This window comes from Klebsiella ornithinolytica NBRC 105727 = ATCC 31898 (assembly GCF_001598295.1).
In the GTDB taxonomy this organism is placed as follows: domain Bacteria; phylum Pseudomonadota; class Gammaproteobacteria; order Enterobacterales; family Enterobacteriaceae; genus Klebsiella; species Klebsiella ornithinolytica.
Map to the genome: position 1 here is coordinate 165,514 of NZ_BCYR01000004.1, position 17,430 is coordinate 182,943.

The window sequence follows — 17,430 nt, forward strand, 5'->3', positions numbered from 1 at the left end:
CGATGACGAAAAACCCTGTGAGTATACCACACTTCATCTGGCCTGCAGATGCGCTGCGGCGCGCGGAAAAAGCGGCGGCGGACAGTCTGGGGCTGACGCTGTTTGAGCTGATGATGCGGGCCGGGGAAGCGGCTTTTCAGCGGGCGCGAGCCGACTACCCTGCCAGCAAACACTGGCTGATCCTCTGTGGTCATGGCAATAACGGTGGTGATGGCTACGTGGTGGCGCGCCTGGCGCAGGCCGACGGCATCGCGGTCACGCTGCTGGCCCTCGAGAGCGAGAAACCGCTGCCGGAAGAAGCCAGCGCCGCCCGTGATGCGTGGCTGAACGCCGGTGGAACCATCCACGCCGCAGATATTCCCTGGCCACAGGATATTTCTCTCATTATCGACGGGCTTCTTGGCACCGGGCTGCATAGCGCTCCGCGGGAGAACATCGCGACCTTAATCCAGCGAGCGAATGCGCATCCTGCGCCGGTTGTGGCGCTGGATATCCCCTCGGGACTCAATGCGCAAACCGGGACCACCCCCGGGGCGGTGATAGATGCGGCCTGCACGATCACCTTTATTGGCCTCAAGCCCGGGCTGCTGACGGGCAAAGCCCGGGATGTGGTTGGCCGTCTGCACTACCACGCGCTGGGACTCGAAAGCTGGTTGGCTGCGCAGACGGTGCCGCTGCGGCGATTCGATGCGTCACAGCTGGCCGACTGGCTCCCGCCAAGACGTCCGACGTCGCATAAAGGCGATCACGGGAAGCTGGTGATTATCGGTGGCGATCGCGGTACCGCTGGCGCTATCCGCATGGCCGGTGAAGCGGCGTTACGGGCGGGGGCGGGTTTGGTGCGAGTGCTCACTCACAAAGAAAACATTGCCCCTGTCGTCGCCGCCAGGCCTGAATTAATGGTCCACGAGCTGACCACGCAAAGTATTGATGACAGCCTGCAATGGGCCGATGTGGTGGCGATTGGCCCCGGCCTTGGGCAAAACGAATGGGGAGCCCAGGCCCTGCGCCAGGTGTGGGATTGCCGCAAGCCGATGGTATGGGATGCGGATGCGTTGAACCTGCTGGCAATCAATCCCGATAAACGTCACAATCGTGTGTTGACGCCGCACCCCGGTGAAGCCGCCCGTATGCTGAACTGTAACGTAGCAGAAATTGAAAGCGATCGCTTACTTTCTGCGCAACGTCTGGTAAAACGTTACGGAGGCGTGGTGGTGCTGAAAGGCGCGGGCACGGTGGTGGCCAGCGAAGCAGGCGAGATGGCTATTATCGATGCCGGCAACGCCGGGATGGCCAGCGGCGGAATGGGCGATGTACTGACCGGTATTATCGCCGCACTGTCAGGACAACGGCTGACGCCGTATGATGCTGCCTGCGCCGGCTGCGTGGCGCATGGCGAAGCCGCTGACCGACTGGCTGCCCGCTATGGCAGCCGCGGGATGCTGGCGACCGATCTCTTTTCCACGCTCAGGCGTGTTGTTAACCCGGATGTGATTGACCTGAACCATGATGAACCGAGTGATTCCTTTAGCCGATGAGCAGGCAACTTTAGACCTTGGTGACCGTATTGCGCAGGCCTGTACTGGCGCGACGGTTATCTATCTGTATGGCGATTTAGGGGCGGGGAAAACGACCTTCAGCCGCGGCTTTTTACACGCGCTCGGCCATCGCGGGAATGTCAAAAGCCCGACCTATACGCTGGTGGAGCCCTACACGCTCGACAATCTGATGGTGTACCACTTTGACCTGTATCGTCTGGCGGACCCTGAAGAACTCGAATTTATGGGGATCCGTGATTATTTTGCTAACGATGCCATCTGCCTGGTGGAGTGGCCCCAACAAGGTGCGGGTGTATTGCCTGAGCCGGATGTCGAAATCCATCTTGCCTATCAGGCACAAGGGCGTGAGGCGCGCGTAACGGCGGTCTCTGCATTGGGTGAGTCTATATTGACGCGTTTAGCCTGAAGGATAACGGGATGATCTATCGCATAACCAGTTGGCTGGCCGCGACGCTGATGCTGTTTAGCATTCAGGCCACTGCGGCAAGTTTATCCGATATCCAGGTCGCAAATGGAGATCAGCAGGCCCGTATTACGATTAGCTTTATCGGCGATCCAGAATATTCGTTCAGTCCACAGGGCAAGCGTACCGTGGCGCTGGATATTAAGCAGAGCGGTGTGCTTCAGGGGCTACCGCTGCAGTTTAGCGGCAACAACCTGGTGAAAAGCATTCGGGCGGGAACGCCGCAGGATACTCAGACTCTGCGCCTGCTGGTGGACCTGACGGAAGATGGTAAAACCCGCGCGGTGAAGCAGCAGAATGGCTCAAACTACACCGTGGTTTTCACGATTAATGCCGATGCGCCGCCTCCGCCACCTCCGCCGCCGCCGGTAGTAGCTAAACGGGTCGAAGCCCCGCTGCAGCCTGTACGCCCGGCCGAGCCCGCACGGAATCCGTTCAAATCGTCGGGCAGCGAGCGACAAACGGCGATGACCAGCAGCCAGAGCGTGACGCGCCCGGTGAGCCGTGCGGTGGCGTCGGATGATAAGGTGATTATCGCCATTGATGCCGGTCACGGTGGGCAGGATCCCGGTGCGATTGGACCGAACGGCACCAAAGAGAAGAATGTCACGATTGCTATTGCCCGCAAACTGCGCGCGCTGTTAAATGCCGATCCACTCTTTAAGCCCGTATTGACCCGCGATGGGGATTACTTTATTTCGGTGATGGGGCGTTCGGACGTGGCGCGTAAGCAGAACGCTAACTTCCTGGTATCCATTCATGCCGATGCGGCACCGAATCGCGATGCTACCGGCGCGTCGGTATGGGTGCTCTCCAACCGTCGCGCGAACAGCGAGATGGCCGGCTGGCTCGAGCAGCATGAGAAGCAGTCTGAACTGCTTGGCGGGGCGGGCGATGTGCTGGCGAACAGCCAGTCCGATCCCTACCTCAGCCAGGCGGTACTGGATTTACAGTTCGGCCATTCCCAGCGCGTTGGCTATGATGTGGCAACCAACGTATTAAGCCAGCTGCAGCGGGTAGGCGATCTGCATAAACGCCGTCCTGAGCATGCCAGCCTTGGCGTATTGCGCTCGCCGGATATCCCGTCGATCCTGGTGGAAACCGGTTTTATCAGCAACACCGGGGAAGAGCGCCTGTTGGGCAGCGACAATTATCAGCAGCAGATTGCCGAAGCCATTTATAACGGCCTGCGTAACTACTTTATGCAACATCCGCTTCAGTCGGCACCGCGCGGAGAGACAGCCCAAACCGCCAGCGCCACTTCGCCTGGCAGGACGTTGATCAATTAAGGAGTCAGTCATGCCGATTCAGGTTCTACCGCCGCAGCTCGCCAACCAGATTGCCGCAGGTGAGGTGGTGGAACGTCCGGCGTCGGTGGTGAAGGAGCTGGTCGAAAACAGTCTCGACGCTGGCGCGACGCGCATTGATATTGATATTGAGCGCGGTGGCGCAAAGCTTATCCGCATTCGCGATAACGGCTGCGGGATCAAAAAGGACGAGCTGGCGCTGGCGCTGGCCCGTCATGCCACCAGTAAAATTGCCACGCTCGATGACCTGGAAGCGATTATCAGCCTCGGTTTTCGCGGCGAGGCGCTGGCCAGCATCAGCTCGGTTGCCCGACTGACGCTGACTTCCCGCACAGCGGAGCAGCAGGAGGCCTGGCAGGCCTACGCCGAGGGGCGCGATCAGGAGGTGACCGTCAAACCGGCGGCGCATCCGGTTGGTACCACGCTGGAAGTGCTGGATCTGTTTTACAATACCCCGGCGCGACGCAAGTTTATGCGCACCGAAAAGACCGAGTTTGGTCACATCGATGAAATTGTCAGACGCATTGCGCTGGCGCGTTTTGACGTCACCATTAACCTCAGCCATAACGGCAAAGCGGTGCGCCAGTATCGTGCGGTGCCTGAGGGCGGCCAGCGCGAACGGCGGCTGGGCGCGATCTGCGGCATGCCGTTTCTCGAACATGCCCTGGCGATCGAGTGGCAGCATGGCGATCTGACTCTGCGCGGCTGGGTGGCCGATCCTTTACATACCAACCCGACGCTGGCGGAAATTCAGTATTGCTACGTCAATGGCCGCATGATGCGCGATCGTTTAATCAATCATGCGATTCGTCAGGCCTGCGAAGATAAGCTGGGGGCCGACCAGCAGCCGGCATTTGTGCTTTACCTGGAGATCGATCCGCACCAGGTGGATGTTAACGTCCACCCGGCGAAGCATGAAGTCCGTTTCCACCAGTCGCGTCTGGTGCATGATTTTATCTATCAGGGCGTATTGAGCGTGCTCCAGCAGCAGCTTAACGCCCCGCTGGCAGAAGAACACGAAGCTGAGCCGGTGCGCCCGACGGTCCCGGAAAACCGGGTGGCGGCGGGCGGCAACCACTTTGCCCAGCCGGCGGCGGCTCGTGAGCCCGCCGCACCACGCTATAGCAGCGAGGCGCCGCGCCCGTCGCCGGGAGCCGCGGCTGCGGGCGCAGCCAGCTGGCCGCATGCGCAGCCCGGCTATCAGAAACAGCAGGGGGCGCTCTATCGCCAGCTGCTGGAAACACCGGCGGTGGAACGCAAAAGCAGCGCGCCGGCGCCTGCAGCGGACGGCCTCTCCGGGCACAGCCAAAGCTTTGGCCGCGTACTGACTATCGTGGCTGGTGATTGCGCCCTGCTGGAGCGAGACGGCAAGCTGGCGCTGCTGTCGTTGCCGGTTGCTGAACGCTGGCTACGGCAGGCGCAGCTGACGCCGGAGGTTGAGCCGGTGTGCGCTCAGCCGCTGCTGATCCCGCTGCGGCTGAAAGCGTCCGCCGCGGAGAAAGCGGCGCTGGATAAAGCGCAGTCGGCGCTGGCGTTACTGGGTATCGATCTGCAGTCTGACGCGCAACATTTGACGGTTCGCGCCGTGCCTTTACCCTTAAGACAACAAAATTTACAAATCTTGATTCCTGAACTGATAGGCTACCTGGCGCAGCAAAAGGCATTCGACGTCGGCAACATCGCGCAGTGGATTGCGCGTAATCTGGCGAGCGAACATGCGCAGTGGAATATGGCGCAGGCGATTACCGTGCTGGCCGACGTTGAACGTTTGTGCCCGCAGCTGGTAAAAGCGCCGCCGGGTGGTCTGTTACAACCTGTTGATTTACATTCGGCGATGACTGCCCTGAAAGATGAGTGATACCACCACGGCGAGCCTGCCTAAGGCAATATTTTTAATGGGCCCGACGGCCTCCGGTAAAACCGCCTTAGCGATTGCTTTGCGTAAAATTTTACCGGTAGAGTTGATTAGTGTTGATTCCGCCCTTATCTATCGAGGAATGGACATTGGCACTGCCAAGCCAGATGCCGCGGAGCTGAGCGCTGCGCCGCATCGGCTGCTGGATATTCGCGATCCGGCAGAGGCTTATTCCGCGGCGGATTTTCGCCGCGATGCGCTGGCTGAAATGGCGGAGATCGTCGCAGCCGGGCGTATTCCGCTACTGGTTGGCGGAACAATGTTGTATTTCAAAGCGTTGCTGGAAGGATTGTCGCCGTTACCGTCGGCGGATCCACAGGTCAGGGCTAAAATTGAGCAGCAGGCAGCAGAGCAGGGGTGGCACGCGTTGCACCGGCAGCTACAGGAGATCGATCCCGTTGCCGCCGCGCGTATTCATCCAAATGATCCGCAAAGACTTTCCCGGGCACTGGAAGTTTTTTTCATTTCGGGTAAAACTTTAACGGAACTGACGCAAACGTCAGGAGACGCTCTGCCGTACCAGGTGCATCAGTTCGCCATCGCCCCGGCGAGCCGTGAACTGCTCCATCAACGCATAGAGCAGCGTTTTCATCAGATGTTAGCTTCGGGTTTTGAAGCAGAAGTACGGGCGCTTTTTGCCCGCGGAGATTTGCATACGGATATGCCTTCCATTCGTTGTGTCGGATACCGCCAGATGTGGTCATATCTTGATGGCGAGATCCCGTATGATGAAATGGTTTATCGAGGTGTTTGCGCCACGAGACAGTTAGCGAAACGTCAGATGACCTGGTTACGTGGCTGGGAAGATATTCACTGGTTAGATAGTGAACATCCTGAACAGGCGCTCAACAAAGTATTACAGGTAGTTGGTGCGAGCCAGGACTGAACGTGTACAATTAAACGGTATCGTGCGTAATTTTTTTTAAGAATCGTAAGGTTCTGAGTACAAAACAAGCATACATATAAGGAAAAGAGAGAATGGCTAAGGGGCAATCTTTACAAGATCCGTTCCTGAACGCTTTGCGTCGGGAACGCGTTCCGGTTTCTATTTATTTGGTGAATGGTATTAAGCTGCAAGGGCAAATTGAGTCTTTCGATCAGTTCGTGATCCTGTTGAAAAACACGGTCAGCCAGATGGTCTACAAGCACGCAATTTCTACTGTTGTCCCGTCTCGCCCGGTGTCTCACCACAGCAATAATGCTGGCGGCGGTACAAGCAACTATCACCACGGTGGTAGCGCGCAGGGTTCATCTGCGCCGCAGCAAGACAGCGAAGACACCGAATAAGGTTGATGCTGTTTTTCCATGCCGGGGAGCCAGGTTTATTCGATGCGTTTCAGGTTGCAGAAAGGCGGCGCGTAGTGACTCCCCAGCCATTTGCGTAAGTAGATGACTGGGGTGAATAACAAATTTGCCAGGGGCAGATTTGAACGACGCGTGTGGCGGCCCGGCCAGAGTCGGGCAAGAAAGCCAACGTCCATGCGGCCTGAAAGACAACGGGTAACTGTGTTCCCCGCTGGTATTTTATAAGGGGTTTACGCTTGTTTGACCGTTATGATGCCGGTGAGCAGGCGGTGCTGGTACACATCTATTTTTCGCAAGACAAAGATATGGAAGACCTTCAGGAGTTTGAATCCCTGGTCTCCTCTGCCGGTGTCGAAGCAATGCAGGTGATTACCGGTAGCCGTAAAGCACCGCACCCAAAATATTTTGTTGGTGAAGGTAAGGCTGTCGAAATTGCGGAAGCCGTAAAAGCGACCGGCGCGTCAGTCGTGCTGTTCGATCATGCCCTGAGCCCGGCTCAGGAACGAAATCTGGAACGCTTATGCGAATGCCGGGTTATCGATCGCACAGGTCTTATCTTAGATATTTTTGCCCAGCGCGCGCGTACCCATGAAGGGAAACTGCAGGTTGAGCTGGCACAGCTGCGCCATATGGCCACGCGCCTGGTTCGCGGCTGGACCCACCTTGAAAGACAGAAAGGCGGGATTGGTTTGCGCGGCCCGGGTGAAACCCAGCTCGAAACTGACCGTCGACTCCTGCGCAATCGGATAATGCAGATCCTGTCGCGACTGGAGAAAGTGTCAAAACAGCGTGAGCAAGGACGGCGGTCACGAGCCAAAGCCGATATTCCAACCGTCTCGCTGGTGGGGTACACCAACGCCGGAAAATCAACGCTGTTTAACCAGATAACGGAAGCCGAGGTCTACGCTGCGAACCAGCTGTTCGCGACGCTGGATCCGACGCTGCGCCGCATTGATGTTACCGATGTCGGCGAGACCGTGCTTGCGGATACCGTGGGCTTTATTCGCCATCTGCCGCACGACCTGGTCGCGGCGTTTAAAGCCACTTTGCAGGAGACGCGTCAGGCGACGCTGCTGCTGCACGTGATTGATGCAGCCGATGTTCGGGTGCAGGAAAACATTGATGCAGTCAATACGGTCCTCGCGGAAATTGAGGCCGATGAGATCCCGATGCTGCTGGTGATGAACAAAATCGACATGCTGGATGATTTTGAACCGCGTATCGATAGAGATGAAGAGAATAAACCGATTCGGGTCTGGCTCTCCGCCCAGACCGGGGTTGGCGTACCACTGCTTTTTCAGGCTTTGACGGAACGGCTTTCCGGTGAAGTAGCGCAGCACACGTTGCGTTTACCGCCACAGGAAGGGCGACTGAGAAGTCGGTTCTATCAGCTTCAGGCGATAGAAAAAGAGTGGCTGGAGGATGACGGCAGCGTGGGTCTGCAGGTGCGCATGCCGATCGTTGACTGGCGTCGCCTCTGTAAACAAGAGCCAGCGCTGGTTGATTACGTGATTTGACCTTGCAGCTTGCCTGAAGATATTAACCCCTGTGGGGATATCAAAAACAAATATGGAGCATATACATGGCGTGGAATCAGCCCGGTAATAACGGACAGGACCGCGACCCGTGGGGGAGCAGCAATAACCAAGGCGGCAACTCCGGGGGAAATGGCAATAAAGGTGGTCGCGAGCAGGGGCCGCCCGATCTGGATGATATCTTCCGCAAGTTAAGTAAAAAACTTGGCGGTCTCGGTGGCGGCAAAGGGGGCCAGGGGAGCGGTAGCAGCTCTCAGGGACCACGCGGCCCGATGGGCGGACGCATTGTCGGCATCGTGGCGGCTGCCGCGGTTATTATCTGGGCTGCCAGCGGTTTCTATACCATCAAGGAAGCTGAACGTGGTGTGGTCACTCGCTTTGGTAAATTCAGCCATCTGGTTGAGCCTGGTCTTAACTGGAAGCCAACCTTTATCGATAACGTTCAGGCCGTTAACGTTGAGTCGGTACGTGAACTGGCGGCTTCTGGCGTCATGCTGACGTCCGATGAAAACGTCGTGCGCGTTGAGATGAACGTCCAGTATCGTGTGACCGATCCTGAGCGCTACCTGTTTAGCGTGGCCAGCGCGGACGATAGCCTGCGTCAGGCCACCGACAGCGCCCTGCGCGGCGTGATCGGCAAGTACACGATGGACCGCATTTTGACCGAAGGTCGTACCGTTATTCGTAGCGATACCCAGCGTGAGCTGGAAGAGACGATTCGTCCGTACAACATGGGGATCACCCTGCTGGACGTCAACTTCCAGACGGCGCGTCCGCCGGAAGAAGTGAAGGCGGCATTTGATGATGCAATTGCGGCGCGTGAGAACGAGCAGCAATACATCCGTGAAGCCGAAGCTTATACCAACGAAGTTCAGCCGCGAGCCAATGGTCAGGCGCAGCGTATCCTTGAAGAGGCGCGTGCGTACAAAACTCAGACCGTTCTTGAAGCGCAGGGTGAAGTTGCGCGCTTTGCGAAGATTCTGCCTGAGTATAAAGCTGCACCGGAAATCACCCGTGAACGTCTGTATATCGAAAGCATGGAAAAAGTGCTGAGCCATACCCGTAAAGTGCTGGTGAACGATAAGGGTGGCAATCTGATGGTTCTGCCTCTGGACCAGATGCTGAAAGGCGCCGGAGCCCCGGCGGCAAAGAGCGGTAGCAGTGGCGCGAGCGATCTGCTGCGTCTGCCGCCTGCATCCAGCTCAAGCAGTGCCAGCACCACGCCGACCACCACGGACGGCAACATTATGGACCAACGCCGCGCTAACGCGCAGCGTAACGACTACCAGCGTCAGGGGGAATAACGATGCGTAAATCTGTTATTGCGATAATTGTCATCGTGCTGGTAGTGCTTTACATGTCGATCTTTGTCGTCAAAGAAGGCGAGCGTGGGATTACGCTGCGCTTTGGTAAAGTTCTCCGCGATAGTGAAAACAAACCGCTGGTCTATTCTCCGGGTCTGCACTTCAAGCTCCCGTTTATTGAATCAGTGAAAACGCTGGATGCGCGCATTCAGACCATGGACAACCAGGCCGATCGCTTTGTCACCAAAGAGAAGAAAGACCTGATCGTTGACTCCTACATCAAATGGCGTATCAGCGACTTCAGCCGCTACTACCTGGCAACCGGCGGCGGCGACGTCTCCCAGGCCGAAGTACTGCTGAAGCGTAAGTTCTCTGACCGTCTGCGTTCTGAAATTGGTCGCCTGGACGTGAAGGATATCGTGACCGATTCCCGCGGTCGTCTGACGCTGGAAGTGCGTGATGCGTTGAACTCCGGTTCAGCGGGCACAGAAGACGAAGTCAGTACGCCGGCGGCCGACGATGCTATCGCTAAAGCGGCGGAGCGCGTATCGGCAGAAACCAACGGTAAGGTGCCGGTTATTAACCCGAACAGTATGGCGGCGCTGGGTATTGAAGTTGTCGACGTACGCATCAAGCAGATCAACCTGCCGGCTGAAGTGTCCGAAGCGATTTACAACCGTATGCGCGCCGAACGTGAAGCGGTTGCCCGTCGCCATCGTTCACAGGGCCAGGAAGAGGCTGAGAAGCTGCGCGCAACGGCGGACTATGAAGTCACCAAAACGCTGGCTGAAGCGGAACGTCAGGGCCGTATCATGCGTGGTGAAGGTGATGCGGATGCCGCGAAGCTGTTTGCCGATGCGTTTAGCCAGGATCCGGGCTTCTATGCCTTTATCCGTAGTCTGCGCGCCTATGAGAATAGCTTCCAGAGCAATCAGGACGTGATGGTTCTCAGCCCGGACAGCGATTTCTTCCGCTATATGAAATCGCCGGATTCGGTTCGCAAGTAAGTTATATTGTGAGTAAAAAGGCGCCTTGAGAAAGGCGCCTTTTTTATAGGTGCGGGTTTATAAATAACTTGTAACACAATAAGTTATGGGCTTTTTTGTACGATACCAGTTCATAATGAACGTGAAATACCGGACAATGCCGCAAAAGGTCTGTTTCCGCATTGCTCTCCCGTCGATGCCTCTTGTGGGTGGGGACGCTTTCTTTCTAAGGGTCAATAATGAACGCAACAATCTGGCTGGCACTGGCGCTGGTTTTAGTACTCGAAGGGCTCGGGCCGCTGCTTTATCCGCGCGCCTGGCGTCGGATGGTCGCGACAATGAGCCAGCTGCCGGATAATTTATTACGCCGTTTTGGCGGTGGTCTTGTGGTTGCCGGGTTTGTCATCTACTACATGTTGACGAAATCGATGACTTGATCAAAAAGTGGTCAGACTTGCCTGGAATTGCCTGCAAAAAGTGCTGTAACTCTGAAAAAGCGATGGTAGAATCCATTTTTAAGCAAACGGTGATTTTGAAAAATGGGTAACAACGTCGTCGTACTGGGCACCCAATGGGGTGACGAAGGTAAAGGGAAGATCGTCGATCTCCTGACTGAACGGGCTAAATATGTTGTGCGCTACCAGGGTGGTCACAACGCAGGCCATACTCTCGTAATCAACGGTGAAAAAACCGTCCTCCATCTTATTCCATCAGGTATTCTTCGCGAGAATGTCACCAGCATCATCGGTAACGGTGTTGTGCTGTCTCCGGCTGCGCTGATGAAAGAGATGAAAGGTCTGGAAGACCGTGGTATCCCTGTTCGTGAGCGTCTGCTGCTGTCCGAAGCCTGTCCGCTTATCCTCGATTATCATGTCGCGCTGGACGTTGCGCGTGAAAAAGCACGTGGTGCGAAAGCTATCGGTACCACCGGTCGCGGCATCGGCCCTGCTTACGAAGATAAAGTCGCACGCCGCGGTCTGCGCGTTGGTGACCTGTTTGATAAAGCAACCTTCGCTGTCAAACTGAAAGAAGTGATGGAATATCACAACTTCCAGCTGGTGAACTTCTATAAAGCAGAAGCGGTTGACTATCAGAAAGTGCTGGATGATGTCATGGCGATTGCCGACATTCTGACGGCGATGGTTGTTGATGTTTCCGATCTGCTGGACCAGGCGCGTAAGCGCGGCGACTTCGTGATGTTCGAAGGCGCGCAGGGGACGCTGCTGGATATCGACCACGGTACCTATCCGTACGTGACCTCGTCTAACACCACCGCGGGTGGCGTGGCGACCGGTTCCGGTTTGGGGCCGCGTTACGTGGATTACGTTCTGGGAATCATCAAAGCCTACTCGACTCGCGTCGGTGCAGGTCCGTTCCCGACTGAACTGTTTGATGATATCGGCGAGTTCCTGTGCAAGCAGGGTAACGAGTTCGGCGCCACTACCGGCCGTCGTCGTCGTACCGGCTGGCTGGATATCGTTGCGATCCGTCGCGCGGTGCAGATCAACTCCCTGTCTGGCTTCTGCCTGACTAAGCTGGATGTTCTGGACGGCCTGAAAGAAGTGAAACTCTGCGTTGCCTACCGTCTGCCGGACGGCCGTGAAGTGACGACCACTCCGCTGGCTGCTGACAACTGGGAAGGCATTGAGCCGATTTATGAAACCATGCCGGGCTGGTCTGAAACCACCTTCGGCGTGAAAACGCGCAGCGGTCTGCCGCAGGCAGCGCTGAACTATATCGCGCGCATTGAAGAGCTGACCGGCGTGCCGGTTGATATCATCTCTACCGGTCCCGACCGTTCTGAGACGATGATTCTGCGCGATCCGTTTGACGCATAATCATCTCCTGGGGCGCCGCTAAGGCGCCCCTTGTTTTTGCTGTTCACCCGCCCCATTTCAAATAAATTAGCGGCCTGAGCGCTGGCTGGTTTATCATCAATACAGTATCAATACGGTCTTACCCGAGGATTAATACACACAAGCTTTCAGGATGCGTCCGATCGCACAACGCAGCAGTGACCTGAATGATGAGTGTATGCCGCTTTCCCCCTTACCCTGAGGTTGATGTGCAGTTAACGAGTTTCACTGATTACGGATTACGGGCGCTGATTTATATGGCCTCGTTGCCGGATGGAAGAATGACCAGTATCTCCGAAGTGACGGAGGTTTACGGCGTTTCCCGTAATCATATGGTAAAAATAATCAATCAGTTAAGTCGTGCTGGCTATGTCATGGCCGTGCGGGGTAAGAACGGGGGGATTCGCCTGGGTAAGCCGGCGAAAACCATTCGGGTTGGCGATGTCGTCCGCGATCTGGAACCGCTGTCGCTGGTCAACTGCAGCAGCGAATTTTGCCATATTACACCCGCCTGTCGCCTGAAAAAGGCGCTGGCTGAAGCGGCGCAAAGTTTTCTCAAGGAACTAGATAACTACACGCTGGCTGATTTGGTTGAAGAAAATCAACCGCTTTATAAATTATTACTGGTGGAGTGACATAAACTCTCATCAGAGATGACAACGGAGGAACCGACATGTCACAAGATCCTTTCCAGGAACGCGAAGCTGAAAAGTATGCGAATCCAATCCCAAGCCGGGAATTTATCCTCGATCATTTAGCAAAACGTGAAAAACCGGCCAGTCGCGACGAGCTGGCGACAGAACTGAATATCGAAGGAGAAGAACAACTCGAGGGGCTGCGACGCCGCCTGCGCGCCATGGAGCGTGACGGGCAGCTGGTCTTTACCCGCCGCCAGTGCTACGCATTGCCGGAGCGTCTCGACCTGCTCAAAGGCACCGTTATCGGCCACCGCGACGGCTATGGCTTCCTGCGCGTCGAAGGGCGTAAAGATGACCTTTATCTCTCTTCCGAGCAGATGAAAATGTGCATCCATGGCGATCAGATCCTCGCGCAGCCGCTGGGCGCGGACCGTAAAGGCCGCCGCGAAGCGCGCGTCGTGCGCATTCTGGTGCCTAAAACCAGCCAGATTGTCGGCCGCTATTTCACCGATGCCGGCGTGGGCTTTGTCGTACCGGACGACAGCCGTCTGAGCTTTGACATCCTGATCCCACCGGAAGAGGTGATGGGCGCGCGAATGGGCTTCGTAGTGGTCGTGGAGCTGACCCAACGCCCGACCCGACGCACTAAAGCGATCGGTAAAATCGTCGAAGTGCTGGGTGACAATATGGGCACCGGCATGGCGGTTGACATGGCGCTGCGCACCCATGAAATCCCTTACACCTGGCCACCGGCGGTAGAGAAACAGGTTTCGGTGCTGAAAGAGCAGGTGCCGGAAGAGGCGAAAGCGGGCCGCGTGGATTTGCGCGACCTGCCGCTGGTGACTATCGATGGTGAAGATGCACGCGACTTTGATGACGCTGTTTACTGCGAGAAAAAACGCGGCGGCGGCTGGCGTTTGTGGGTGGCGATTGCCGACGTCAGCTACTATGTCCGTCCTGGTACGCCGCTGGACGCTGAAGCACGCAGCCGCGGTACTTCGGTCTACTTCCCGTCTCAGGTCGTACCGATGCTGCCGGAAGTCCTCTCCAACGGCTTATGTTCCCTGAACCCGCAGGTCGATCGCCTGTGCATGGTCTGCGAGATGACCATTTCGTCCAAGGGACGTCTGACCGGCTACAAGTTCTATGAAGCGGTGATGAGCTCACACGCGCGTCTGACCTACACCAAAGTGTGGCATATGCTGCAGGGTGACCAGGAGCTACGTGAGCACTATGCGCCGCTGGTGAAGCATATTGAAGAGCTGCATGCGCTTTATAAAGTGCTGGATAGCGCCCGTGAAGAACGCGGCGGGATCTCCTTTGAGAGCGAAGAAGCGAAGTTTATCTTTAACGCTGAACGTCGTATTGAGCGCATTGAGCAGACGCAGCGTAACGATGCGCACAAACTGATCGAAGAGTGCATGATTCTGGCGAACATCTCCGCCGCACGCTTCGTTGAGAAGGCGCTGGAGCCGGCGCTGTTCCGTATCCACGATAAGCCGAGCACCGAAGCGATTACCGCATTCCGTTCCGTACTGGCGGAGCTGGGGCTGGAGCTGCCTGGCGGCAATAAACCAGAGCCGCGTGATTACGCTGAGCTGCTGATCTCGATTGCCGATCGTCCGGATCATGAAATGCTGCAAACGATGCTGCTGCGTTCGATGAAGCAGGCGATATACGACCCGGAAAACCGCGGCCACTTTGGTCTGGCGCTGCAATCTTACGCGCACTTCACTTCGCCGATTCGTCGTTACCCGGACCTGTCGCTGCACCGTGCGATTAAGTACCTGCTGGCGAAAGAGCAGGGCCATAAAGGCAACAGTACCGAAACCGGCGGCTGGCACTACAGCATGGATGAAATGCTGCAGCTGGGGGCACACTGTTCGATGACCGAACGTCGTGCCGACGAAGCTACCCGCGAAGTCTCCGACTGGCTGAAGTGTGACTTTATGCTGGATCAGGTGGGTAACGTCTTTAAAGGTGTGATTGCCAGCGTGACCGGCTTTGGTTTCTTCGTGCGTCTCGATGAACTGTTTATCGATGGTCTGGTGCACGTCTCCTCGCTGGATAACGACTACTATCGTTTCGACCAGGTCGGGCAACGTCTGATCGGTGAGTCGGGCGGCCAGACTTATCGTCTGGGCGATCGCGTGGAAGTCCGCGTGGAAGCGGTCAACATGGACGAACGTAAAATCGACTTCTCGCTGATCTCCAGCGAGCGTGGACCGCGTAACGTCGGCAAGACCGCCCGGGAGAAGACGAAGAAGGCTAACGGCGCCAGCAATAATGCCGGCAAACCGTCCGGCCGTCGCCGTCAGGCCGGCAAACAGGTGAACTTCGAGCCAGACAGCGCGTTCCGTGGTGATAAGGGCAAACCGAAACCAGCGAAAGCGAAGAAAGAGAAGGGCGCGAAAAAACCGTCGGCCAAGACGCAAAAAATAGCGGCGGCGACGAAGGCGAAGCGCGCGGCGAAGAAAAAAGTCGCTGAGTAAGCGCCTCCGGCCCCTCAATCATTTGGGGTGCCGGGAAGCTCCGGCCACATCGATAACAATGTGGCCGGGGAAATGCCTGGCGCCAGCGTCCTGACAGCCCGAAGTATGACGGGTATATAACCCCTTCCAGCCGGAGGGGGTTATTCTTTTTTGCCGTAAGTCATTCCACAACAGAATAGATATTGTTCCTTTCCCCGCCTGTTTCCTGCTTAGTCTGTTTTCAGCAATCGTTATTTATTCTTTTTGATTAGCCATATTTTCTCACTGTGTATAGTGGATTTTACTTTCGCATCACCCCCTTTTTATGTGCAAGGAATCTATATGCATCTGGCCCGTTTTCCCCGTGTGTCACTTGGTCATTTCCCGACTCCGCTTGAGCCGCTGGATAATTTGTCGAAATTATTAGGCGGGCCAAAAATATGGATAAAGCGCGATGATGCGACCGGCCTGGCGAGCGGGGGAAATAAAACCCGCAAGCTGGAATTTTTACTGGCGGATGCGCTGGCGAAAAACGCGGACGTGGTGATTACCCAGGGAGCCACGCAGTCTAACCATGTCCGTCAGACCATTGCCGGCGCGGCGCGTCTTGGCCTGCAGGCTAAAGCGCTGCTGGAACAGCGGGTGACGGATTTTGGCGAGGATTATCAACGCTCCGGCAATGTGTTGCTGGATGAGCTGCTGGGTGGGGAGATCGTTGCTCATCTGCCGGGCGGCAGCGATATGCAGCAGGCGATGGAGGAGTATGCCGCCACGCTGCGTGAACAAGGACACACACCGTATATCATCCCCGGCGGCGGCTCTAACCCTATCGGCGCGCTGGGGTATGTCGCCTGCGCCGAAGAGCTGTTGTATCAGTCATCTCAGCTACGCCTGCGCATCGATCACGTGGTTCACGCCACGGGCAGCACCGGTACTCAGGCAGGGCTGGTGGCGGGCTTTACGGCGACCAACAGCCACGTTCCGGTGCTGGGCATCAGCGTGCGCGCGCCGAAGGCGAAGCAGGAAGAGAACGTCTGGCATCTGGCGGTGAGAACGCTCAACCTGCTGGGCGTGGCGGGCGAGCTACCGCGCAGCGCCGTGGTAGCCAATAGCGATTATGTCGGCGAGGGCTACGGTCTGCCCACCGCGGGAACGCTGGAAGCGCTGACGCTGCTGGCACGCCACGAGGGCATTCTGCTGGATCCGGTCTACTCCGCGAAAGGGATGGCCGGGCTTATCGATCTGATTCGTCAGGGCCACTTTCGTCAGGATGAGAACGTGGTCTTTATCCATACCGGCGGCTCTGCCGGACTGTTCGGCTACCGCCAGCTGTTAGAGGCGCAGACCCGCCATGACTAAACCGTTTCTGCTTGGTGTGCTGGGAGGGATGGGGCCGCTCGCCACCCTGGACTTTCAGCGGCGCCTGCTGGACGCCACGCCGGCGCAGAACGATCGGCAGCAGATCCCTTCGGTGGTGTGGAACGTCCCGCAGATCGCGGACCGACAAAAGGCGCTGGCGGGAAGCGGGCCATCGCCGCTGCCGCAGCTTATCCATGGTATTGAAAAACTCAATCAGGCCGGGGCCAGCCATATCGCCATCCCTTGTAATACGGCGCATCACTGGTATGACGCCCTCAGTCAGGTGAGCGATGCCCCGATTCTGCACATCGTTGATGCGGCAATAGCCGCGCTGGCGCAGCAGGCGGACAAACCCCAGCGGGTGGGGATTATCGCCACGCAAGGCACGCTGGAGGCGGGCTGGTATCAGCGCCAGCTAGCGGCGCAGGGGGTGGAGGTGGTTGAACCGACGGAGCAGGAGCTGGCCCGTTGGTTTGTCCCCGGCTGTTACGCGGTCAAACGCGGTGCGCTGGAAGAGGGGGGCGAGCTGCTGGTGCGCCAGGCCAACGCGCTGTTCACACGCGGCGCGCAAAAGCTGATTCTGGCCTGCACCGAGGTTCCCGTCGCGCTTGCGGCGGTGAAGGCGCCGTTTAATGACCTGACGTTCGATCCGGCCCAGGCGCTGGCCGAGCGATGTTCGCAATTATGGCAAGCCCGTTAAAATCTCACTGAATATGATTGAGTCCGGTTCTT

15 protein-coding genes are annotated in these 17,430 nt (G+C 57.1%); all 15 read left to right on the plus strand.

Annotated features, from left to right (window positions below):
- Positions 1–2 precede the first annotated feature (2 nt).
- Positions 3–1,538 (plus strand): bifunctional ADP-dependent NAD(P)H-hydrate dehydratase/NAD(P)H-hydrate epimerase, encoded by a 1,536-nt coding sequence (gene nnr, locus ROR01S_RS10645; protein ID WP_160873630.1) that lies wholly within the window; start codon positions 3–5, stop codon positions 1,536–1,538.
- Positions 1,507–1,965, plus strand: a complete 459-nt coding sequence (gene tsaE / locus ROR01S_RS10650) for a tRNA (adenosine(37)-N6)-threonylcarbamoyltransferase complex ATPase subunit type 1 TsaE (protein WP_004857020.1) — start codon at positions 1,507–1,509, stop codon at positions 1,963–1,965. Before nnr ends, tsaE begins: the two co-directional genes overlap by 32 nt.
- 11 nt (positions 1,966–1,976) lie before the next feature.
- The gene (amiB, locus tag ROR01S_RS10655) at positions 1,977–3,311 is read left to right on the plus strand and encodes an N-acetylmuramoyl-L-alanine amidase AmiB (RefSeq protein ID WP_004857023.1); all 1,335 of its coding nucleotides are present in this window, start codon (positions 1,977–1,979) and stop codon (positions 3,309–3,311) included.
- Positions 3,312–3,321: 10 nt separating this feature from the next.
- Positions 3,322–5,187, plus strand: a complete 1,866-nt coding sequence (gene mutL / locus ROR01S_RS10660; protein ID WP_015585327.1) for a DNA mismatch repair endonuclease MutL — start codon at positions 3,322–3,324, stop codon at positions 5,185–5,187.
- A complete protein-coding gene (miaA, locus tag ROR01S_RS10665; protein WP_004857032.1) occupies positions 5,180–6,130 on the plus strand; it encodes a tRNA (adenosine(37)-N6)-dimethylallyltransferase MiaA in 951 nt (316 codons plus the stop codon). Before mutL ends, miaA begins: the two co-directional genes overlap by 8 nt.
- A gap of 92 nt (positions 6,131–6,222) precedes the next feature.
- Complete coding sequence (gene hfq / locus ROR01S_RS10670; protein ID WP_004857035.1) at positions 6,223–6,531, plus strand: RNA chaperone Hfq; 309 nt, start codon at positions 6,223–6,225, stop codon at positions 6,529–6,531.
- A gap of 254 nt (positions 6,532–6,785) precedes the next feature.
- Positions 6,786–8,066 carry a ribosome rescue GTPase HflX gene (gene hflX, locus ROR01S_RS10675; RefSeq protein ID WP_004857038.1) on the plus strand — a complete coding sequence of 427 codons (1,281 nt, stop codon included), beginning with the start codon at positions 6,786–6,788 and terminating at the stop codon, positions 8,064–8,066.
- 65 nt (positions 8,067–8,131) lie between these two features.
- Positions 8,132–9,388, plus strand: a complete 1,257-nt coding sequence (hflK, locus tag ROR01S_RS10680; protein WP_004857040.1) for an FtsH protease activity modulator HflK — start codon at positions 8,132–8,134, stop codon at positions 9,386–9,388.
- Between the two features lie 2 nt (positions 9,389–9,390).
- Positions 9,391–10,395, plus strand: coding sequence for a protease modulator HflC (gene hflC, locus ROR01S_RS10685; protein WP_004857043.1), 1,005 nt, complete (start codon positions 9,391–9,393; stop codon positions 10,393–10,395).
- Positions 10,396–10,613: 218 nt separating this feature from the next.
- Positions 10,614–10,811: a DUF2065 domain-containing protein gene (locus ROR01S_RS10690; RefSeq protein ID WP_004857046.1), complete on the plus strand. Its 198-nt coding sequence runs from the start codon at positions 10,614–10,616 to the stop codon at positions 10,809–10,811.
- Positions 10,812–10,913: 102 nt separating this feature from the next.
- Positions 10,914–12,212, plus strand: a complete 1,299-nt coding sequence (locus ROR01S_RS10695) for an adenylosuccinate synthase (RefSeq protein ID WP_004857049.1) — start codon at positions 10,914–10,916, stop codon at positions 12,210–12,212.
- 227 nt (positions 12,213–12,439) lie between these two features.
- A complete protein-coding gene (nsrR, locus tag ROR01S_RS10700) occupies positions 12,440–12,865 on the plus strand; it encodes a nitric oxide-sensing transcriptional repressor NsrR (protein WP_004857051.1) in 426 nt (141 codons plus the stop codon).
- A gap of 38 nt (positions 12,866–12,903) precedes the next feature.
- A complete protein-coding gene (gene rnr, locus ROR01S_RS10705; protein ID WP_004857054.1) occupies positions 12,904–15,360 on the plus strand; it encodes a ribonuclease R in 2,457 nt (818 codons plus the stop codon).
- 321 nt (positions 15,361–15,681) lie between these two features.
- Positions 15,682–16,698: a D-cysteate sulfo-lyase gene (cuyA, locus tag ROR01S_RS10710; RefSeq protein ID WP_004857057.1), complete on the plus strand. Its 1,017-nt coding sequence runs from the start codon at positions 15,682–15,684 to the stop codon at positions 16,696–16,698.
- Positions 16,691–17,398 (plus strand): cysteate racemase, encoded by a 708-nt coding sequence (gene cuyB, locus ROR01S_RS10715; protein WP_004857060.1) that lies wholly within the window; start codon positions 16,691–16,693, stop codon positions 17,396–17,398. Before cuyA ends, cuyB begins: the two co-directional genes overlap by 8 nt.
- Positions 17,399–17,430: the final 32 nt, after the last annotated feature.